The sequence below is a fragment of the Pedobacter zeaxanthinifaciens genome, from assembly GCF_003313335.1.
Taxonomy (GTDB): domain Bacteria; phylum Bacteroidota; class Bacteroidia; order Sphingobacteriales; family Sphingobacteriaceae; genus Pedobacter; species Pedobacter zeaxanthinifaciens.
The window spans coordinates 348,460-368,337 of the sequence record NZ_QMHP01000004.1 but is presented as its reverse complement, the minus strand read 5'-3'; the positions used below and the strand labels follow the sequence as shown (position 1 = coordinate 368,337).

At 39.4% G+C, this 19,878-nt stretch carries 16 protein-coding genes and 1 tRNA gene; 11 read left to right on the top strand and 6 right to left on the bottom strand.

The window, feature by feature from the left end:
• The first annotated feature begins 146 nt into the window (after window positions 1-146).
• Genes DUT68_RS08580 through DUT68_RS08570 form a run of 3 tightly spaced genes read left to right on the top strand, consistent with a single transcriptional unit; the run spans window position 147 to window position 3,749 of the window.
• Window positions 147-770, top strand: a complete 624-nt coding sequence (locus DUT68_RS08580) for a DUF4142 domain-containing protein (RefSeq protein ID WP_113637508.1) — start codon at window positions 147-149, stop codon at window positions 768-770.
• A 13-nt stretch (window positions 771-783) separates the two neighbouring features.
• Window positions 784-1,539 carry an SDR family oxidoreductase gene (locus DUT68_RS08575; RefSeq protein ID WP_113637506.1) on the top strand — a complete coding sequence of 252 codons (756 nt, stop codon included), beginning with the start codon at window positions 784-786 and terminating at the stop codon, window positions 1,537-1,539.
• Window positions 1,539-3,749, top strand: coding sequence for a hypothetical protein (locus DUT68_RS08570; protein ID WP_113637504.1), 2,211 nt, complete (start codon window positions 1,539-1,541; stop codon window positions 3,747-3,749). The genes DUT68_RS08575 and DUT68_RS08570 overlap by 1 nt, the downstream gene beginning before the upstream one ends.
• A 28-nt stretch (window positions 3,750-3,777) precedes the next feature.
• Here the strand turns inward: DUT68_RS08570 and DUT68_RS08565 are convergent, their stop codons facing one another.
• Window positions 3,778-4,218, bottom strand: coding sequence for a hypothetical protein (locus DUT68_RS08565; protein ID WP_113637502.1), 441 nt, complete (start codon window positions 4,216-4,218; stop codon window positions 3,778-3,780).
• Between the two features lie 216 nt (window positions 4,219-4,434).
• On the opposite strand from DUT68_RS08565, the gene DUT68_RS08560 reads away from it, so the two are divergent.
• Window positions 4,435-4,713, top strand: coding sequence for a SemiSWEET family sugar transporter (locus DUT68_RS08560; protein WP_113637500.1), 279 nt, complete (start codon window positions 4,435-4,437; stop codon window positions 4,711-4,713).
• A 31-nt stretch (window positions 4,714-4,744) separates the two neighbouring features.
• Here the strand turns inward: DUT68_RS08560 and DUT68_RS08555 are convergent, their stop codons facing one another.
• The 3 genes from DUT68_RS08555 to DUT68_RS08545 all read right to left on the bottom strand — a co-directional run bounded on the left by DUT68_RS08555 (window position 4,745) and on the right by DUT68_RS08545 (window position 7,916).
• Window positions 4,745-7,057 (bottom strand): mechanosensitive ion channel family protein, encoded by a 2,313-nt coding sequence (locus DUT68_RS08555; RefSeq protein ID WP_113637498.1) that lies wholly within the window; start codon window positions 7,055-7,057, stop codon window positions 4,745-4,747.
• Window positions 7,058-7,125: 68 nt separating this feature from the next.
• Window positions 7,126-7,437: a hypothetical protein gene (locus DUT68_RS08550; protein WP_157960811.1), complete on the bottom strand. Its 312-nt coding sequence runs from the start codon at window positions 7,435-7,437 to the stop codon at window positions 7,126-7,128.
• Window positions 7,438-7,460: 23 nt separating this feature from the next.
• A complete protein-coding gene (locus tag DUT68_RS08545; protein ID WP_113637612.1) occupies window positions 7,461-7,916 on the bottom strand; it encodes a ferritin-like domain-containing protein in 456 nt (151 codons plus the stop codon).
• A gap of 325 nt (window positions 7,917-8,241) precedes the next feature.
• Here DUT68_RS08545 and DUT68_RS08540 point away from each other — a divergent pair, with 325 nt between their 5' ends.
• The 7 genes from DUT68_RS08540 (at window position 8,242) to DUT68_RS08510 (ending at window position 18,715) form a co-directional block, all read left to right on the top strand.
• Entirely contained in the window at window positions 8,242-8,844 is a 603-nt protein-coding gene (locus tag DUT68_RS08540; RefSeq protein ID WP_113637495.1) for an RNA polymerase sigma factor, read from the top strand.
• A gap of 94 nt (window positions 8,845-8,938) precedes the next feature.
• Window positions 8,939-10,114, top strand: a complete 1,176-nt coding sequence (locus DUT68_RS08535; RefSeq protein WP_113637493.1) for a FecR family protein — start codon at window positions 8,939-8,941, stop codon at window positions 10,112-10,114.
• 361 nt (window positions 10,115-10,475) lie between these two features.
• On the top strand, window positions 10,476-14,027 hold the full coding sequence (locus DUT68_RS08530; protein WP_237088296.1) for a SusC/RagA family TonB-linked outer membrane protein: 3,552 nt from the start codon (window positions 10,476-10,478) through the stop codon (window positions 14,025-14,027).
• 11 nt (window positions 14,028-14,038) lie between these two features.
• Window positions 14,039-15,412, top strand: a complete 1,374-nt coding sequence (locus tag DUT68_RS08525) for a RagB/SusD family nutrient uptake outer membrane protein (RefSeq protein ID WP_113637489.1) — start codon at window positions 14,039-14,041, stop codon at window positions 15,410-15,412.
• Between the two features lie 17 nt (window positions 15,413-15,429).
• On the top strand, window positions 15,430-16,398 hold the full coding sequence (locus DUT68_RS08520; protein ID WP_113637487.1) for a discoidin domain-containing protein: 969 nt from the start codon (window positions 15,430-15,432) through the stop codon (window positions 16,396-16,398).
• Window positions 16,399-16,433: 35 nt separating this feature from the next.
• Complete coding sequence (locus DUT68_RS08515; RefSeq protein WP_113637485.1) at window positions 16,434-17,561, top strand: TlpA disulfide reductase family protein; 1,128 nt, start codon at window positions 16,434-16,436, stop codon at window positions 17,559-17,561.
• A 29-nt stretch (window positions 17,562-17,590) separates the two neighbouring features.
• Entirely contained in the window at window positions 17,591-18,715 is a 1,125-nt protein-coding gene (locus DUT68_RS08510; protein ID WP_113637484.1) for a TlpA disulfide reductase family protein, read from the top strand.
• Window positions 18,716-18,868: 153 nt separating this feature from the next.
• Here the strand turns inward: DUT68_RS08510 and DUT68_RS08505 are convergent.
• Window positions 18,869-18,942, bottom strand: a tRNA-Pro gene (locus DUT68_RS08505).
• Between the two features lie 104 nt (window positions 18,943-19,046).
• Window positions 19,047-19,607 carry an NADPH-dependent FMN reductase gene (locus DUT68_RS08500; protein ID WP_113637482.1) on the bottom strand — a complete coding sequence of 187 codons (561 nt, stop codon included), beginning with the start codon at window positions 19,605-19,607 and terminating at the stop codon, window positions 19,047-19,049.
• Window positions 19,608-19,878: the final 271 nt, after the last annotated feature.

Sequence of the window (19,878 nt, the reverse complement as noted above, 5' to 3'; positions counted from 1 at the left end):
AAAAAGTTCGGCCGTAAAGCAAAACAGGTAGTTTACATCAGGCGCCAAGTAATAAGTTCAACATCATCGTACACAATACCTCTTTTTATAATTATCGCAACTTAAGCTTACTAAACCTGTTTCTCATACAGCAAAAATTTAATGAGATGAGAGTTTACTTTTTATGCCTTTTAATGTTTGGGACTTTAACGTCGTGCCAACGTAACCAAGACACCTGCAGTCAGAATAATTTGGAACAAATAGCGAAAACGCCAAAGGATAAAGCTTTGAACGATGGTGCCAGAAATGATTTTGCCATACAAGCGGCCGTGGGCACCATGATGGAGATAGAAAGCAGTGCGCACATGATTAAGCACACTGAAAATAGAGACATTCAGAACCTGGCCACCATTATGCTTAAAGATCATTTGATGGCAGAAAAAGAACTGAAGGGCATTGCCAAACAAACGAAGCTTTATGTTCCGCAAGAGTTGCCAAAAGACAAACTGGCTACACTTAACCATTTAGATGGACTGGACGAGTTTGAACGAAACCTTTTCTACGCAAAGCTGATGGTGAAAGAGCATGAAACCGCAGTTAAGCTTTTCTCTGCGGGAAGCAGCAATAGCAACCCTAAGCTAGCGCAATTTGCCTCAACTAAATTACCGCACTTGGAACACCATTTAGCCGAAGCCAGATTGGTATTGGATATCATGATGAAAATAAGCGGAGATAAAGGCGAATATCCTTTGAAAATTAGTCAATCGAGAAATCACGAACATACAGATTAACCTCCTAAAATAGATGAATAACTTTTTACCTGATTTAACGCAACTAGCTCAAAAAAGGGCATTAATTACCGGCGGAACAAGCGGCATAGGTTTAGCAACAGCCTTGCTATTGGCCAAGCATGGTGTAAGGCTTTACATTATTGGTAGAGATGAAGAGAAGCTGGAACAGGCCTTAGAACAAATCAAAGATGAAAATGAAGCGGTAGAAGTTTACGGAATGAGCGTAGATGTAACCGAAGCCTCAGCTTTGGAAAAACTATTTGACAGCATTGATAAACATTGGGGCGGACTGGATATTTTGATTAACAATGCTGCTTTGGGACATGGTAGCATTTTAGAAGGTGATTTCGAAGACTGGAATTATCTGGTTAAAACAAACATTACCGCTTACCTTGCCTGTTGTAATTACGCCGCAAAGCGAATGCTGCAACAAAATGATGGGCATATCATCAATATTGGCTCAATGAGCGCAGAAGCAAGGCAAGAGGGAAGTTCAGTTTATGTAGCCAGCAAATCAGCACTTCAAGGGTTTTCTGAAGCATTTAGAAAAGAAATCAATAACGATGGAATTTGCGTTACGCTAATAGAGCCTGGCGCAGTGGATACACCAATGCAGGATAGCTCGCAGGAGGAAAAAGACGAAAAAATACAAAACTTAGAAATGCTATTGAGCGAGGATGTGGCTAGAAGCGTTTTATATGTGCTAAGTCAGCCTAAACGATGTGCCATTGTTGATTTAAAGATTAGGCCTTTGAAACAATTAATTTAATGGAACCTTATACCGCATTAACACTGCAAACCGCCGAAGATTTAGCGCAACTAAATGCTATTGCGGCTATCAAAAGCGAAAAAATTGCACTGGAGCTTTATCTTAACGAAAATTCGTTATGGCTAATTAAAACTTGGAAAAATGGCATCAAAACAGGTTTCAGAACTGTTTATGACGAAGGAAATGCTTTGATGTTAACGAAGTTGGAGCAAACCGACACGGAAATAACGGTAAGCCTCAGCACCGCATCAGGAAAATACAGCAGTAAAATTAAGCTAGTTGAAGATGCATTGTTTCACTACACCGCTGCATTTACCCCAAAAAAGGATTTGTTGTTTGCTTACTGGCCCAAGGACATCCTCAATTTCACCAAAGATTGGAAGCTGTTATCCACAGGTAAAATACACACGCAACAAGTAGGCAACCGATCAGCGATTTTAAATTTTTCGTTAAATAAACCTGCAACTGGCAGTATTTTTTACTTTCAAAATCTCACTTCATTAAACCCTTACTTTGAGCATACCAAAACCTCTGGCGCAGGTTTAATTGGAGCAGGTTGGCCTGAAATCGGGTTTTCCATTCCAATATCTGCAGAAGAGCCGTTGCAAAAAAACCAAACTTACATTTTAAGTGATGCTTATGTATTGGTTGATGAGCAAGTGCCTAAAGATCAGCTTTCCGTTTGCAAGAGTTACCTGACTAATTTAGCGGCCATTTACCAACAGCTGCCCAAGCCAGAAACTGCCACACAAGACTGGTTAAAGATTGCAGATAATGGCATCAAGGATATGGAAATTCACCCGGGTTGTTGGAGTTATCAGGGTGGTCATCATTATTTAACAGCTTACCTGAGCGATTATAAAACACCGCCGGAAATTATGGTACAGTTGGCTGTGCTTTTGCCGGTAATGGAATATCTTGATTGGAAAGGAGAAGCATCACACCCTATTGTAGATAGATTAAAAGATGGGCTAGAAGCTTTTTACAAACCAGAACTAGGAACCATTGTGCGCTGGCTTCCAACTGCAGAATCAAATTTAGATTATTCGGAAGAGCAGAAAAAACCTAACGTAATGGACGCTTGGTACCTGCACCATCCGTTGATGAATTTAGCCAGGCTAACCGCTAGAGGCGGCGAAAAAATAGCTTCGAAGTTATTGATGGACTCCATCGGCTATGCCATGAAAGTTGCCAAAACTTTTAATTACCAGTGGCCCGTTTTTTATGAAATGGACACCCTAAATATTCTTAAAGCCGAAACTGCAGAAGGCGAAGGTGGCGAAAAAGATGTACCAGGCACATATGCAGATTTGATGTTGAAACTTTGGGAAATCACCGGAAAAAAAAGCTACCTTAACGAGGCCAAACGCAGCGTGAAGCATTTGGACAATCTGGGTTTTGATGTATTTTACCAAGCCAACAACACCACATTTTCAGCAGTAGCATTGCTTAAACTTTACAAACTCACTAAAAAGCAGCATTACCTTGATTTGAGTTACATGTGCTTGGCAGGCATTTTTAATAACGTACAATTGTGGGATTCCAATTATGGCTACGGAAAAAACTTCCCTTCGTTTTTTGCTATTTTTCCGCTGAAAGATGCGCCATACACCGCAGCTTACGAAGAACAAGAAGTGTACGCTGCGCTTTGTTATTATTATGAAGAGGCCAAAGGTGTGGAACTTTTGCCCGCAGTAAAAATGCTAATCGCCGAGTTTATCAAATATGCGATTAATAGAGTGCCTTACTATTTCGCTGCAATGTTACCGAAAGAAATGTTAGCAACAGAAGTAAAAACCGGAGAAATTGACCCCGACTTGTGGATTGCGCTGGAAGATTTAAGAGATGGTTGGGAACAAGCCGGACAGGTGGGGCAAGAAGTTTATGGAGCGGGTGTTGCTTTTGGTATTATCCCAAGGCAGTATCATCAAATTAAAAACGAAGATTTTTTAGTTTTTGCTGAATATCCACTAGATAGCTTTACAAAAAGGAAGCAGCAGTTGAATTTAACCATTGGTGGTGAAGGCGAGGCTGATTGTAAGCTACAGATTATCATTCCTACAGCAACACAATACGATTTTAAACTACAGTTGAAAGATGGAAGTAAGCAAATACTTTTGGAACCAAAAAGTGAGGAAGCAGGCTTGATCACCTATCATTTAAAAGCAAAAGCAGTGGTAAGTTTAACCTGGCAAAAAAAGCAACAGTAGGAATTTGTTGTCCCTACTGTTGCTTCGATTAGAGTACCGAACTGTCGTCCGAACGTCGTCCATCTAAATCTTCCTCTTCGGCATTGCGGCGCTCATCATCGCTCAAGCCTTCTTCCCTCGTCCATCCTGTGCGATTGGTAAATTCTCCTTCTTCGTCAATTTGTGGCTGCGATTCATTTTGCGTATCATCCTGCATTCTCGACTGCGCATCTTCGCTCACTACATTATCGTTGCGTTGCTCCCAGTTTTGCTGACTATCCTGAGGCTGTTGATTTTGCTGACCTTGTTGGTTTTGTTGGCCTTGCTGCCCATCTCCTCCCTCCTGTCTGTTTTGGTTTTCAAAGGCCGAATTTCCACCAGCCGAAGTACGCATTTGATCATTACCTTGTTGTTGCTGACCTTGATTTTCTTTTTGTTGAAACGTGCCTTGCTCGTTTCTTTCTTGTTCATTTTGATTTTGATAGTCCATGATATTTAGTTTTAAGTTTTTAAATCCGATGCTGTACTAACAGCTTCAAATACATAACAAACTAAAAAGGAAATAGCTCCGGAATTTTACCGAAAAAGTATTTGGAACAACGATTCAGGTAGATATACTTATTTGATCAAATAGAGTACTCAATCATGCTTCAAAGCAAATCAAGAGCGTGCTATAGCTGTTTTATTTAAGAACTAACAACTGGATATGGATACGAAACTGATAATAGGGATTGGCGCTGGCGTTCTTACGGCAATTTCTGCTATGCCGCAGATATTTAAGGCACTTAAAACAAAACAAGTTGCTCATGTTTCGCCATTTATGTTCATCATTTTAGCATTTGGAAACAGCGCATGGGTATTTTACGGCATCTTGCTTAAGGATCTCCCCATCATCATCACTAATTCCTTTTCGCTTGCAATGGATATCATTATACTGCTATTAAAATTACTGTACCACAAAAAAGACGAAGCAGAAAAAAGCTAATCTCGTAAACCTGAATTGCCTTATTTCCTAACTACAAAATTTTAATCTCTGCTTCGTTTAGTCGTTTAATCAACCCAATCATCAGCTCACTTTTAAATAGCGGCTCTGCATAAATGTTTTCAACCCAAGTCAACAGTTTAATTTCAATTGCTCCGGCTGCAATGGTATTTACCAACATTTCGGGAGGCAAATGTTCCATACGATGTTGCGTTTTCGCAAGCTGCTCGTCTATCAATTTTTTTAGCTGATCTAAATCGGTTTCCACAGGAACTTTAAAAAGCAATTCAGTTTTAACATAATCATGGCTTAAGGTCCAATTCACCAATCTTCCAGATAATAAATCTCCATTGGGGATGATTACTTCTGCCCCCTGTTGAGTGAGCAATTTACTAGATCGAATACCGATATCCTTTACCCTACCCTTTTTATCCGCCAATTCTACAAAATCCCCAATTCGAAAAGGACGTTCGAAAATCAAAATTACACCTGAAACAAAGTTGTTGACGATATTTTGCATGCCTAAACCAATCCCAACACCCAAGGCACCAAGGATTACCGTTACCCTATCCATTGGCAAACCAGACGCTGTTAAGGCCAATAGCAATGCAACGATGATAATAATTAACCGAATTAAGGCAACCTTTGAACTCTTTTGCTCTACCTGCCCTTCATAACTCAAAGTTCCTTCGCCAAAAACTATAGGCACACCTTTTTGGATTTTATTTGCGATATAAATGATCAGGATAAAAAATAAAATATTACCAAAAGAAAAATGAACTGCACCGAAGGATCGAGGCTTGCTTAGCGCAGTTTTCAAACTATTAAAAAGCACATCCATTAAGTTAAGGTGATTTAGGAAAACTACGCTCCAAATTACGATAGCTAACCACCACAAGATTTTTTTAACCGACTGCCTTGTTTTGCCATGATTAATTCTGGAAAATATGCCCTTGCTGCAAGCACTAATTCTAAGTTGGAGCTCCAGCGCATCTAGTATGATTTGAATAAAAATTGCAAGAGCCAGAAGCTGTATACAGCCAACAACGCCAGCTAATGCTAACACTTTTGATAAACTCAATCTGCCAAAAATGTTCAATACAATAGCTAAAACATTAAGAAAAATACCGATAGCAAGCACTGCTTTAACATACTTTTTAGGGAACTGTTGCAATCGCAGTTTTGCAAAAAGGCGCAATGCCATAAAAATGAAAAACAGGTGTAAACCAATCAGTAATAAGCGCATGGCAATACCTTGATTGCTCACCGTGGCTATACTTATCAAAAACAAATACGCTACGATAAATTGTAGCCAAACACGCCATTGCTTTACTGAAAGTGCCGTAAGATGTTTCGTAATTGCCAACAAAAGTACCAATTGAATAATTTCGATGTAGATGGAGGGCGCATCACTTTCCAACAGCGGCAAAAGATTTAAAGCAACAATTAAAGTGGCTAAAAAAGGAAAAGGATGTAAATCAGAAAACTTGAGTTCCCCTATTTTTCGTTTCACGGCAGGCCTACTTGCCAGCTTCGCATTACGATGCACCCAAACAAAGAAGACAAGTGCTATCACCCACAACAGTATGCGTTTATCCCAAGTAGATGAAAAAAAATATTGGATGATTTGTTTTTGCCCGAGATAGGAATTTTTTACCTGTTCCCAAATGCTAAGCTTCTCGTTTGCCCACAAGGTTGATTCCCATAATACTGGGACTTCCCTGCCTAATGCAATTTTTCCCTGTTGCTGCAATCGGTCTGCTACAGCAGTTTTTAAATCATTAATTAAGATATCTATAGCCGAAACTTCAGCCAATAACTTGCCAGAACGTTCCAAGTTGGCACCGGTAACTTCTCCAGTATTTTGCAACCTCAGTTTGATCACTTTCAGCTGATTACTATAAAGCACTTTGTCTGCATTTCCTGTTTGATCATCTACCAAAACCGTATCGTTACTCAACGTCAGCACCTTTTCCATCATCTGCTGAAGGTTGTCGTTGCTCTTCATTAATGCATTCTTCACCTTTTCCAGCCTATTACCTGCATCTTTTAAAATGAGCTCGTAACTTTGCAATGCCTTCGTATCAATGTCTCGGGCTTTTAAACCTTGTTTTAGTGCAGCCACATCTGTATTAATTTTGGCAACATCCGAGGCAATCACTTCAAAATTATAGCCTTGTTTATTACTGGCATTTACTTCGGTAACGGTAGCTTGTGCCTGCTTAATTTTAAACAGCAAAGTATCGGGTATTTTCGAAGTGGAATCCGCCACCTGCGCATAGCTAACCAAGCATGCCAAGGTAAATAAAATGATCAGAGGGTATCTTGCCAAAAATGAATATTTCATACGGTAACAACTAAAAAACCACCCCTTGGAAGAGGTGGCTTACACACAAACACATAAAATTTATTAAATTATTCGCTCGACCATTCGTCTTTCCAAGCGGTGGTTCCAGCGGATGGCACGTTAATTTTTGCGGTATCTTTTCTTCTTTTCATTGGGCCCTTCAGCGATTCTGCTTTTTGCATATCCTGCTCCCAATCGGAATGCTTACGTTGGCTCAGCTTTTCTTTCAACTGATCAAATGTGTCGCCTAGCCATTGGCTACAGGCTTTTCTAGTTTTAGGTATTGCACAAATTAATGCTATACCTGCAAGTGCCGTAAGGCCAGCAATTGCTGCTACCTTACCACCCGACTTATTAGGCATTAAATAATTCGTCATCATGTTCTTCAAATTAATGTTGATGTTTAACTTGTTGCTTTAGCCATATCTCTTAGCGCTTTAATTGTATCATGCGCTTTATCAATAGATCTAGATTGTGCCGCTACCGTGTCCATAGCCTCTCCAATCAATCCACCTTCGGTAAGGGTAGTGTGGTAAGCTTTTTTGATTGCGTCTTCGCCTCTTTCAGCTTCTGATAAAATACTTGCTCTATCGGTTCCGCCAAACAGTGCTTTTACATCAATCCAAACCCTGTGCAAGGTACCAGCTACCGTGTTTCCAGTATCTGGGTCACCATCTCTAACTGCTAATATTGCGGTCAATTCCTGACTAAACCTTCTGCTTTGCGCAGCATATTCTTGAAAGATTTCTTTTAAATCTACATTTTCATCGTTGATATCTGCCAGTACTTTCTCAAATCCCGACGCTCTATCGTTGTTAAGCTCAATAAGCTCGTTCAGTAAACTATTTGTTGTTGCCATTGCTATTGATTTAATGTTGTTTGAATTAAAATTAAAATGGGTAAAAGGAATGGGGCTTTGGTTCCCATCAATCCTAGGCTCCATCCTTTTCCCAAAGGCACAACATTCTAAAATAGTGTTGGTTTTAAGGAGGATTTAAAACACGTATTTCGCAAGTAAAATACCCGTTGGCACATCAAATTTTGGAAGATATACCTTTGATAGTATGTTGGTTTAGTATTTTGATGGATTTAGAAGAATGATGGTGCTTAAAACTTAAAGAGTTGGAACTACTGAATTTAACCATACGCTAATTAACTTCGGTTTTTGCTATATTCGTTAAATAATGCAGCAATCCGCCGATAAATCTTTAATTTCTGAAGAAAATCAACTACTTCTAGCAATCGCTGATGGTGATGAGCGTGCATTTGAGCTGATTTATTATCGTTTTTCTAAAAAGATTTATTATTTCGCCACCAGAATTTTGCAAGATGAAATGGCTGCCGAAGAAGTAGTGCAAGAAGTGATGTTGAAAATTTGGAATACCAGAACCACACTTGCGACTATCAACCATTTTGAATCTTATCTTAGGGTGTTATCAAGAAATATTGCACTTAATACATTACGCCGACAAGCGATTGAAAATAGAGCTAATGAAAAGCTAAAATCCTATTGGAAAGTAGAAGGTAATGATACCGAAGAACGCGTGATACTGCAGGAAACAAAGAAATTACTAGACCAAGCGGTAGCAGAACTGCCGCCGCAGCAGCGAGAAGTTTACAAGCTTTGCCACCAGCAAGGTTTAAAATACGAAGATGCGGCTAAACAACTTAACCTTGCGCCTTCCACGGTAGCTACTCACATGAAACTAGCGCTTCGATTTTTACGAAATTATTTGAAGCAACATGGCCATTTGATGGTAATCTGCATCATTTTAAAATTATTTTAATTTTTTTTCATTTTCCATTACCTCGGTGATAGGGTGAAATGTGTCTATAGTTTAAAGAGCATTAAACTCGCCATCTAAAAACGCCCGAAAATATATGACTGAAGAAAGAATTGCGCATTTACTGAAAGCCTATCAAAATGGCACTGCTACGGAACTTGAAAAAGAAGAGTTTACCAACTTATTGAGCGACCGTGACAATGCGGATTTTTTTGAAAACCTGCTTGATGAACAGTGGGCGAACATCAGTGAGGATGATTTAAAGCATTTTGAATTCCGTGAACAACCTACTGTTTTACAACGCATTAAAAACGAAATCCACCCTGTTTCCATATCTAAAAAAACAAGTTTTTTACGTATAGCAGTTGCCGCAGCGGTTGTTTTATGCATTGTAAGTATTGGTTTTTATCTTACAAAATACACCAATAAACCGCAGGAAATTTATTTTGCCAACGACATAGCTCCTGGTAAAAATGGCGCAACACTTACTTTAGGCAATGGCAAAAAAATAGCTATTAATGATGCACTGAGTGGCAATATCGCTAACGAAGCTGGTGTGAAAATTTTCAAAAATGAAAAAGGACAGCTCATTTATCAGGTAGTGGAGGATTTAAATAGCGCTTTAACGTTTAACACGCTTACCACAACACGTGGAGAACAAACAGAAGTACTTTTGCCCGATGGAACTTTGGTCTTTCTTAACTCGCAATCTTCGTTGAATTTTCCAACCAATTTTAAAGGTGCCAAAGAACGGAAAGTAACATTAACTGGCGAAGGTTATTTCGAAGTAACCAAGAACAAACTACAGCCTTTTATTGTAGCTAGTAACCAACAGCGGGTAAAGGTACTGGGCACAACATTCAATATTAATGCCTACGCTGATGAACCCCATACAGCAACTACTTTATTAGAAGGCAGTGTAAATATCACCAATACCAATAGCCAGCAAAACGCTACATTATCTCCTGGCCAGCAGGCAATTATTTCAACTCAACAATTAGATGTTAAAACAGTAGAAACCGATGATGTAGTAGCTTGGAAAAATGGATATTTTATGTTCAACAACGAAACCTTATCAACCATTTTAAATCGGGTTTCGAAATGGTATGATGTTGATGTAATTTATAAAGATGATGCAATGAAGAATAAAACATTTTTCGGTTCAATTAGTCGCTACAAAAACATTTCAGAGCTGTTAAAAGTAATTCAAAAAACCGATGTTGCTACGTTTGAAATCAAAGGGCGGCAGATCATTGTGAGTTCAACAGATTAAACCATAAATCACTAACTAAAAACCTAACCTAACAAACAAAATGAGAAAAGACCTTAAAGACATTCCTTAGCAACAACACCATCAAACTATAGTAAAAAAGGGCTCCGACGGCCATCGGAGCCCATCATCTGTAGAATTATCTTACAACAATTATTTTATCGGCTTATGCACAAAATTTCAAAACCGGTGCAAAGCCTAACAGACACGTCAAACTTAGCAAATATCGCTTAGTTAAGCAATTGCGTATGCATAATTACGCCAAAGGCCTGCGTGTTCTGGAAAAAACCAATGGACAACTATGCATAAACAAACTACATTTTTTCCTCTAACGCCCAAGGGCAAGCTCTCGAAAATACTATTGATGATGAAACTAACCACTTTCATATTAATGATTTCGCTATTACAGGTTAATGCCGCAAGCTTTGCCCAAAAACTTAACCTGGTGCAATCCCCTGTAACTATTGAGAAAGTTTTAAGAGAAATTAAGAAGCAAACCAACTATAATGTGTTGGTAGAAAGCACACACTTTAACACCTCTGCTAAAATCAACGCCAACTTTGTAGATGCGCCACTAGAAAAGGTGATGGAAACATTATTAAGCGGCAGCGAAACAACTTATGTAATAGAAAACAAAACTGTTATCATTAAGTACAAACCTAAATCGCTTTTTGACCGAATAGTAGCAAATTTTTTAGCTATTGATGTTACCGGAAAGGTAGTGGATGCGTTAACCAACAAGCCTTTAGCAGGTGCATCTGTATTTGCAAAAAACACATCTAAGGGAGTAATCACTGGAGAGGATGGATCTTTCACCCTATCCAATGTAGATGAAAACGCCACGATTGTAATTAGATACACCGGGTACAAACCTGTTGAACTAAAAGCAGCTAAAAACTTAGGCACTATTTTATTAAGTGTTGATGTGGGTGAATTGAAAGAAATCGGTATCACGGTAAATACAGGTTATCAAAAGATCAAACCTGAGCAAAGTACGGGTTCTATAGCGCAAATTAGTACTAAAGAATACGAATCAAGAGTAAGTTCAAATTTTTTAGATGGTTTGGTAAACAGGCTACCAGGCTTAATGATTAACAATACCGTTAATTTCACCAGTACGTCTCCAGATGGCACGCAATCATCAAGGCCTCTATTCAATATCCGCGGTATTTCTACCATGTCGGCAAATCAAAGCCCATTAATTGTAGTGGATGGTTATCCAACCGAACTCACTTTGGATATGATTGACCCCAACGAAATTAAATCGGTAACTATTTTAAAGGATGCAGCAGCAGCTACGGTATATGGCGTAAGGGCATCAAACGGAGTAATCATTATTGAAAGAAAGCAGGCCGAACCAGGAGCAGCACAGTTTAATTTTAGAACTACCTTAGAGTTAACACCAGAAGAAAATTACAGTCGCTACAGATGGGATCCACAAGCATCAGCTATTAATGCAAATTACATCCGCGAAAGACAGTCACTTGTTGTTACGCCAAATAGTTGGGGACAGTTATTTGCTCCTAATTCTTCAACAGGTGGTAACGTACGCCGATCCATTCCTTACTACATTTTGGCTCAACTTTCTGCCGGTATCATTTCTCCGGCACAAGCCGAAAGCTCTTTTGCAGAACTTACAAGCTACGACAACATCGAAGATTACAACCGTTTGTTTTTGAGAACGGCTGCTACGCAAACCCATACTTTAAACGTTTCTGGAGGCACACCTAATGCCCTTTACTACATTACGGCAAACTACACTGGCAATAGAAACAACCAGATTATGAACGATAACAACAAGTTATTGCTGACTGGTAGAACTACGCTTAAATTGGCGAAAAGATTAAGTTTAGAACTTACAACCGAATATCAAGAGCAACGTTTTAATGGCGCTCCAATACCTGGCGCCGCATCAGCTGCCCCTTATGAGCGTTACGAAGACGTAAACGGAAATCCAGCCGCAATTATATCTCAAAGCTATGCTCCGGTTTACAACAACGTGCTTTTGTCACAGGGCTTGCTGGATCAAAATTATTATCCTTTGGTGGATGCTAATCTAATCAGCGACAAAACGCGAACCATCAACAATAAAACAATAGCCAACTTTAACTACAACATTGGAAAGGGCTTTAACTTATTATTTGGCGGGGTTTATGAAAATTCAAGTTCAGAATTCAAGTATTTAGCTCGCCAAGGTTCATCGGTTGTAAATGCTTGGATAAATAACTATACCGTTACGCCTACCGCAGCACAACCTACGCTGGCTTTTAAGAAAAACATTCCTGATGGCGACTTTCTTCGTCAGCGAAACACAAATTCTAGGGGCTACACCGCTCGTACACAATTAAATTACGATAAAAAAATCGGTAAGCATTCTTTAAACGGTATCATCGGTGCCGAAATCAGAAGTGTGGTGAACCAAGGTAATTTAGCATCTTATTTCGGTTATAACGACCAAAGCTTATTGCAGCAGCCGGTAGACTACGCTTCTATATTTAGCGGTGCCTCAGCTGTTAGGGGAACATTAGTTACTTCAAATACGCTAGGATCTATTGAAAGTTTCTTTAACCAAAGTTACAGCGATGACCGTTTTCTATCAGCGTTTTCTAACATTGTTTATTCCTTTAAAGATACCTATTCTCTATCTGGAAGTATTCGCATTGATCAATCCAACCTTTTTGGTACGGATCCTAAGTACAAGTACAAACCACTTTGGTCATTAGGTGCAGCTTGGAATATCCACAAGGAAGATTTTATGAAGAATTTAAATTGGATTCATTTATTGAAACTGCGCAGTGCTTTCGGATTTAACGGAAACGTGGCCAAGCTTTCGCTTCCTCAGGTAATTGCTCGTTCTCAATTCAACACATCTAACACGCCAACATTAAATTCTCTTATTTTATCGTCCAACGCCAACAGCAGCTTGCGTTGGGAACAAACCGAAAACTTTAACCTCGGCTTAGATTTCAATATTCTCAAAAATATCTCTGGTAGTGTAGATTATTACACCAAAAAAACCAGCGATATCATGGGCAATTCTACAATTGACCCTACTTTAGGTGCAACAAGTGCCCTTATCAATTATGCTACAATTAGGAATAACGGTATAGAATTTAGTTTAAAAGCAGACTGGATAGCTAGAAGAAACTTTAACTGGAATACCGGATTGGTAATTGCCAAAAACAGCAGTAAAGTATTGGATGTTTTCAGACTTGGACAGTACAACCCACAAGTATTAGATGTTTTAGGCTATGTTAGCGGTTACCCTGTTGGTGCTATGTTTTCATACAACACCGTAGGTCTCAACAGCGAAGGTCATCCAATTATTGTAGATGAAAATGGGAATCAATTTGTGGTAAACACAAGTTCATCTACCAACCCTTTGGTAATAGCCATGTCTACTAAATCTTCGGGCTTAGTACAATACTCTGGAACTACGGTACCAAGCATTAACGCCGGTTTAAGTAATAGGATTGACGTAGGCAATTTCTATTTCTTCGCCATGATTAACTATTACGGTGGTTTTAAAGTAAGGGTACCACGACCTACACCTGCTGAAAACAGACCTTTAATTGGCTCTAATAATTTCTGGAGAGTACCTGGCGATGAACTAAATACGGATATTCCAAATTTAGTAGACTTAAATAGCTTTGCCCCTGGTATTGCTTACAGATCAAACAGTAATTATGTGGTTAACGGAGATTACCTAACCCTTGGTGACATTACTGTTTCTTACCGATTAAACGGGTTAAATTTCATTAAAAAAGCTGGCTTTAAAAACTTTGAACTTAAAGCGCAGGCTTCTAACGTTTACACCGTTGGCTTTAACCGTTACAACTTTAGCATGGGTACCGGAAGCTACGCAAAATCATACGTTACCCCAACTTATACCCTAGGTTTATTCACTAACTTTTAAAATTTAAACCGATGAAAAAATTTCAATATATAGCTGCTCAACTTTTACTATGCTGCTTGGTTTTTAGTGGCTGCGATAAATATTTAGATGTAGAACCAAAAGGCAAGCAATTACTTAAAACAACCAGCGACTACGATTTATGGTTAAATAGTTCAATACTTACCACCGAAACAAATGCTGATAATATTTTGAACCTAATGACGGATAACATCGATTTAGTTACTGTCAGCAATCCACCTATTTCTCTTGCCGAATTGGTTTATACTTGGGCACCGCAATTTACTAATGATGTGAACTCACTTACCTATTTATGGGGAGAACATTACAGAAGAATTAGCTTGTTCAATACCGTAATATTAGGCATTGATGCGGCTGAAAATGGTACTGATTCTCAGAAAAAAAGTCTAAAAGCAGAAGCTTTACTAGGCCGTGCACATTCTTATTTTTATTTGGTTAACGAATACGGTAAACCTTACGATCCGGCAACAGCAGCTGTTGATTTGGCAGTTCCTTTTGTAACTTCTGATGATGTAAGTAAAAAATCACCTGCTCGAAGCACCGTTGCCGAAATCTACAAACACATTATCGACGACATTAACGAAGCAATCCCTAATTTACCAGAGAACAATAGCAACGCAAGATTTAGAGGTTCTAAAGGGGCTGCTTACAGCGTGTTGGCCCGTGTTTACCTTTACAGAAGGGAATATGCAGAAGCGCAGCGTTATGCTGAACTGGCATTAGCCAATACACGTGCCGTGATGATAGATTATACCAACTCGGCTACTTTCCCAACTACAACCAATGTGGTTTCTCATGCCGATGCCATTTATGGACGTTCATCTGTTGCAGCTGGCATTCCCATCTCTTCAGAGTTAAAAAACCTGTTTGCAAGTAACGACGCCAGAAGAACGGTATTGTATTATAACTGGGCAAGTACTGCCAGAGGCGGAACCTCATTTTATGCAGCGGCTGTAACACCTGCGTTTCAGTTAACCAACTCTGGCACTACCGTACAAGAGATGCACTTAATTGCAGCTGAAGGTGCCGCAAGAGCGAACAACCTCACCAATGCACTTAGCCATTTGAATGAAGTGCGCAGAAATCGCCTTACAGGTACACCTTTGGCTAGCAGAGATTTCAATGTTACCGACCAGAATTTGGTATTGACTGAAATACTAGCGGAGCGAAGACGTGAATTACCTTTCCACGGCTTACGCTGGTTTGATATGCGCAGGTTAGATACAGAAAACAGAATGCAAACCATCATCAGAACAACCGCTCAGAATGTAGAGGTAGCTAGGCTAGAACCACATAGCAATAAGTATACGCTACAGATACCTATACAAGTTTTAGCTTTTAATCCAGACATGGCACAAAATCCATAACATAAAAACATTAAGAGATGAAGACATATCAATTAAATATATTGGCAATGTGCACAGTTGTACTATTGCTTATGGCATGCAAAAAAGACAACGCTAGTCGCGAAGCGTTGCCAGAAGGCCGTGTAACGTTTGATTTACCAGCTACCACAGATGTAGTTACCAGATCATTAGACATTAAAAACGTTTCACTTCTCAGCATGGAAATGAAGGCAACGTTGCAAGGTAGTACCTCTCCCGATGTACACTATGTGACCTTTGCGCCAGATACCACCAAAATTGTAGATTACAGACTAAAGTATGGAAGTGCCGCATTGCTGCTTCCAACAAACACTTATTTGTACTACAAGTCAACAGTGGCAATTCCTGCTGGGAGCAACCTTTCTGAAGCAGCTGTACTAAACCTTAGTTTTCAAACTGCTTTGAGGCCGCTTAGCACCTACGTACTGCCCTTAACAATTACTTCAGTTGATGGTAAACCGCAAGATCCAGTAACCAGAAGAGTGGTGTATTACGTATTTAAAACTGGAGAAGCTTTATATGTAGACCATACTGGCTACACCCCTACCGCTACAGCATCTTCTACATCGGGAAGTAATGTTGCAAGCCGAGCAATAGATGCCAATACAGGAGGAACTTACTGGGCAAGTGCCACTACCGTAACCCTACCACAATGGGTAAGCGTAGATTATGGACGTGAGCTTAGCTTTTCGGGATTAGATTACTTTTTCCCAACTGCGGTAACGCCAGCTATGGGTGGTTATACTACCTCTGCTAAAGTAGAAACCAGTTCAAACGGCACCACCTGGACAGATAGAGGTACTTACGCCATCGACGTAAACAACGCAGCCAAAAAGCATACCATCAACTTTCCTGCATTAGCAACTGGAAGGTACGTACGTTTTACCGTATTGGCTTCAACGCCATACATCTCAGGAACAGCTACATTTAGCATCGCATTTGTAGGTGGCATTGTACTGAGAAATTAATAGCTGATTACAACTTAAATAAAAGAAACACACAAATGAAAAAATTAATATTTACAATGCTGTTGCTGCCGTTTTTCGCAGCAGCACAGCAATCGTACACCCTTACTGGTAAATTAACCGAACTAAAAACACCGGCTAAAGCCTACATCGCCTTTTTAAAAAATGGCATTTGGAAAGAGACAGATTCGACAACAATTAAAAATGGAAGTTTTACGTTTAAAGGCAGCTTAGATGAACCTCAAAACGTCATTGTAGCAGTTAGACCAATAAATGCTAAACAAGCTTCAGCAAACCGTGATTACATTGGTTTTATTCTCGAAAATTCTAAAGTTACTTTAACTGGAAAAGATGGCATTGCCAATGCTAGCGTAAACGGTTCAAAAGCTGAGGATGAAAATAAAGAAAGAGAAGCAACGGTTAGGCCATTGACTAATAAAATTATCGCCCTGCAGAATAAATACGGCAAAAAAAATAAGGATGGCGAATATGAATTTGCTTTGGAGCAGCGCAAAAAAGCTGGCGATTCCATTTCTACGCTAGTCGCAGAGATCAAAAAAATCAATACCACCTTTGCGGAAACTCACTTAAACTCTTACGCTGGTTTATTGGCTTATAACTACTACGTGCTAGATAGCAAATTTGTAGCAAGTGAGGTTGAACCCATGTTCCATCGCTTCTCGGCACAGTTGAAAAATTCGCCGCTTGGCAAACGTACCATGGAGAAAATTGAAATAGGTAAACGCCGCCAAGAAGGTTCAAAAGCAACTGATTTTACGCAAAACGATCAAAATGGCAAACCTTTCAAGCTTTCTTCGCTACGCGGTAAATACGTTTTGGTAGATTTTTGGGCCAGCTGGTGTGTGCCTTGCAGGGCAGAAAACCCCAACGTAGTTAAAGCTTACAATGCGCTTAAGGGCGATAAATTTGAGATTGTAAGTGTTTCCCTTGATGCTGGAAAGGAACAATGGCTAGCCGCTATTGAAACGGATGGCATGCCTTGGATTCACGTTAGTGATTTGAAATACTGGAAAAACGAAGTGGCTTTGATGTATGGCATCAACTCGGTCCCGCAAAACATCTTGGTAGATCCAAACGGACTTATTGTAGCCAAGAACTTACGTGGCGAAAATTTAACGGAACAATTGAGAAAATACATCAAGTAGTAGCGAAATAGAAATCTAAAAACACACAAATGAAAAAAATAATTTTAGTCGCACTGTTAGCTTTGGCTTTTACAGCTAACGCTCAGGATAAGTTTGAAATAACTGGCAATCTTACAAAATTAGCAAACGATAAAGCGGTTGTGCTAAGCTTTAGAAATCCTAAAGGCAAAGAGCAAAAAGATACCGCCAACATTATCAACGGGAAATTTAGCTTTAAGGGCGAAACTGCCTTTGGTAACAGGGCCTATCTTTCAATTATACCAATTAAAAAAGATACCGCAAAGCTACGCCAGCAAGCAGATTATAAAGAGTTTTACCTGGAAATTGGCAAATATAAAGTGCTAGGCACCGACAGTTTGAAAAATGCAAAAATTACAGGTCCGCAGGCTCAAACAGATTTTTTGGAATACACCGCACTAACACAAGAAAAATTAGCGCAGTTTAAAGCCATTAGCGATAGGTTTGCAAAGGTTTATTATGCAAAAGTTAAGGATACGGTTAAAATAAAAGAGATACAGGCCGAAGCCAGACCACTACACGCAAAAATTGAATCCATTTTAGATTCATTTATTTTTAGCCATCCAAATTCTTATGTAACTGCCGATTTAATTCACGAAAATAAAATGGCAGTAATTGATGTAGCAAAGTTTGATCCGTATTATAAGATATTGACCCCAAAGGTACTTGCTAGCTTTACCGGCAAAAAAATAACCGAAAAATATAACAAAGCTAAACAGATAGCTATCGGTAAAACGGTTGATTTTACATTGCCTGACACCAAAGGTAACGAGTTCAAGTTATCATCCTTAAAGGGCAAATATGTATTGGTAGATTTTTGGGCGAGCTGGTGTGTGCCTTGCAGAGCAGAAAACCCGCATCTTTTAAAGGCATATAACGAACTAAAAAGCAAGAACTTCGAAATCGTTGGTGTTTCATTGGATGACAAAAAAGAACCTTGGCTAAAAGCAGTAGAAGCAGATAAATTGCCTTGGACGCAAGTGAGCGATGTAAAAGGTTTCCAAACCGAAGTGGCTGTCCGCTTTGGCATTACAGCGATTCCTCAAAATTTCTTGATAGACCCTAGTGGAAAAATCATCGCTAAAGATTTACGCGGTGAAGATGTAAACCAAAAAATTGCTTCATACATCAAATAATTGAAGTAGAAGTAGTTAAACTTTAAATTTTTAGGTTAGTGATGATAAGACGGCGGGCCGGATGGTTCGCCGCTTTCATTTTGTAGTATGGCAAAAATACTAAAAACTAAAAATCCCCTGTAAGTTTGAATTTACAGGGGATTAATTTTATTGTCGGGGTGGCAGGATTCGAACCTACGACCTCCACATCCCAAATGTGGCGCGATACCGGGCTACGCTACACCCCGATGGTGGTATCACCTTTGTTTCCCGCCATAGCCCTAGAGCTAAACGAGGTTGCAAAGATAAGCAATTATAACTCCCTTGCAAATCGATTTTAAAAAATATTTATTTATGATGCAGAAGCCGCTTTTGCAGCTATCCAAAACAACAGCTCATTAACAAACACCGAAGCCTTTTTATCCATTGTTTCTGGATCAGTTGGCCTACCGTCGTCGTTGAAAGTTTTTTCTACCGTAGGCACTGGAAACATAGCTGGTACCGTTAAAGCACCTATTTTCCATAAGCTGAATTGCAATGATGTGATGACTTGCGAGCCACCAAATGCACCTGCAGAAACTGTGGCAATGGCAATGGGTTTGCGTTTCCACTCGCTATAAAGCAAATCAATTACATTTTTTAAGCTGGCCGGATAACCACCATTATATTCTGGTGTTACAATGATAATACCGTCTGCATTGGTAATAGCGGCTGCCAGTTGAAGCATATCCTCTGTCGGATTTTCTATCAAGCGCAAACGCTCTTCGAAAATTGGAAATTTGTAGACATCTAAATCAATGATTTCTATTTCGGCAAGCTGCTTTTCAGTTAAGTAATGTTGAAAATAAAGCGCTACACTGTGACTTTTGCGTCCTTTTCTTACGCTGGCGGAGATAACTGCTATTTTAGGCATATCGATAAAATTTACTGTGCAGCTAAACTAACGAATAATAATTAATGTTGTTTGCGATGAGGTATGGAAAGCAAACAAACTTTGGCAGAAAAATTCGTTTCATTTTTAGCAGCTAACGGTGTTGCACTGCGATAAGCCCAATGTTAGTTTTATTGGAGGAACTTGGTTATTTAGCCCCGATTGAAACGAAAAGCCCACATTCCGATGTAAAAATCGGAAGCGGACTTGTAGTAAAAAGCGGGACAAAAGTATCAGAAGAGGCAGGGAAACT

What these genes read in the sequence shown, in the direction of transcription:
- DUT68_RS08580 (WP_113637508.1), top strand. Translation starts at nt 147, where the DNA reads ATGAGAGTTTACTTTTTATGCCTTTTAATGTTTGGGACTTTAACGTCG.
- DUT68_RS08575 (WP_113637506.1), top strand. Translation starts at nt 784, where the DNA reads ATGAATAACTTTTTACCTGATTTAACGCAACTAGCTCAAAAAAGGGCA.
- DUT68_RS08570 (WP_113637504.1), top strand. Translation starts at nt 1,539, where the DNA reads ATGGAACCTTATACCGCATTAACACTGCAAACCGCCGAAGATTTAGCG.
- DUT68_RS08565 (WP_113637502.1), bottom strand. Translation starts at nt 4,218, where the DNA reads ATGGACTATCAAAATCAAAATGAACAAGAAAGAAACGAGCAAGGCACG.
- DUT68_RS08560 (WP_113637500.1), top strand. Translation starts at nt 4,435, where the DNA reads ATGGATACGAAACTGATAATAGGGATTGGCGCTGGCGTTCTTACGGCA.
- DUT68_RS08555 (WP_113637498.1), bottom strand. Translation starts at nt 7,057, where the DNA reads ATGAAATATTCATTTTTGGCAAGATACCCTCTGATCATTTTATTTACC.
- DUT68_RS08550 (WP_157960811.1), bottom strand. Translation starts at nt 7,437, where the DNA reads ATGATGACGAATTATTTAATGCCTAATAAGTCGGGTGGTAAGGTAGCA.
- DUT68_RS08545 (WP_113637612.1), bottom strand. Translation starts at nt 7,916, where the DNA reads ATGGCAACAACAAATAGTTTACTGAACGAGCTTATTGAGCTTAACAAC.
- DUT68_RS08540 (WP_113637495.1), top strand. Translation starts at nt 8,242, where the DNA reads ATGCAGCAATCCGCCGATAAATCTTTAATTTCTGAAGAAAATCAACTA.
- DUT68_RS08535 (WP_113637493.1), top strand. Translation starts at nt 8,939, where the DNA reads ATGACTGAAGAAAGAATTGCGCATTTACTGAAAGCCTATCAAAATGGC.
- DUT68_RS08530 (WP_237088296.1), top strand. Translation starts at nt 10,476, where the DNA reads ATGATGAAACTAACCACTTTCATATTAATGATTTCGCTATTACAGGTT.
- DUT68_RS08525 (WP_113637489.1), top strand. Translation starts at nt 14,039, where the DNA reads ATGAAAAAATTTCAATATATAGCTGCTCAACTTTTACTATGCTGCTTG.
- DUT68_RS08520 (WP_113637487.1), top strand. Translation starts at nt 15,430, where the DNA reads ATGAAGACATATCAATTAAATATATTGGCAATGTGCACAGTTGTACTA.
- DUT68_RS08515 (WP_113637485.1), top strand. Translation starts at nt 16,434, where the DNA reads ATGAAAAAATTAATATTTACAATGCTGTTGCTGCCGTTTTTCGCAGCA.
- DUT68_RS08510 (WP_113637484.1), top strand. Translation starts at nt 17,591, where the DNA reads ATGAAAAAAATAATTTTAGTCGCACTGTTAGCTTTGGCTTTTACAGCT.
- DUT68_RS08500 (WP_113637482.1), bottom strand. Translation starts at nt 19,607, where the DNA reads ATGCCTAAAATAGCAGTTATCTCCGCCAGCGTAAGAAAAGGACGCAAA.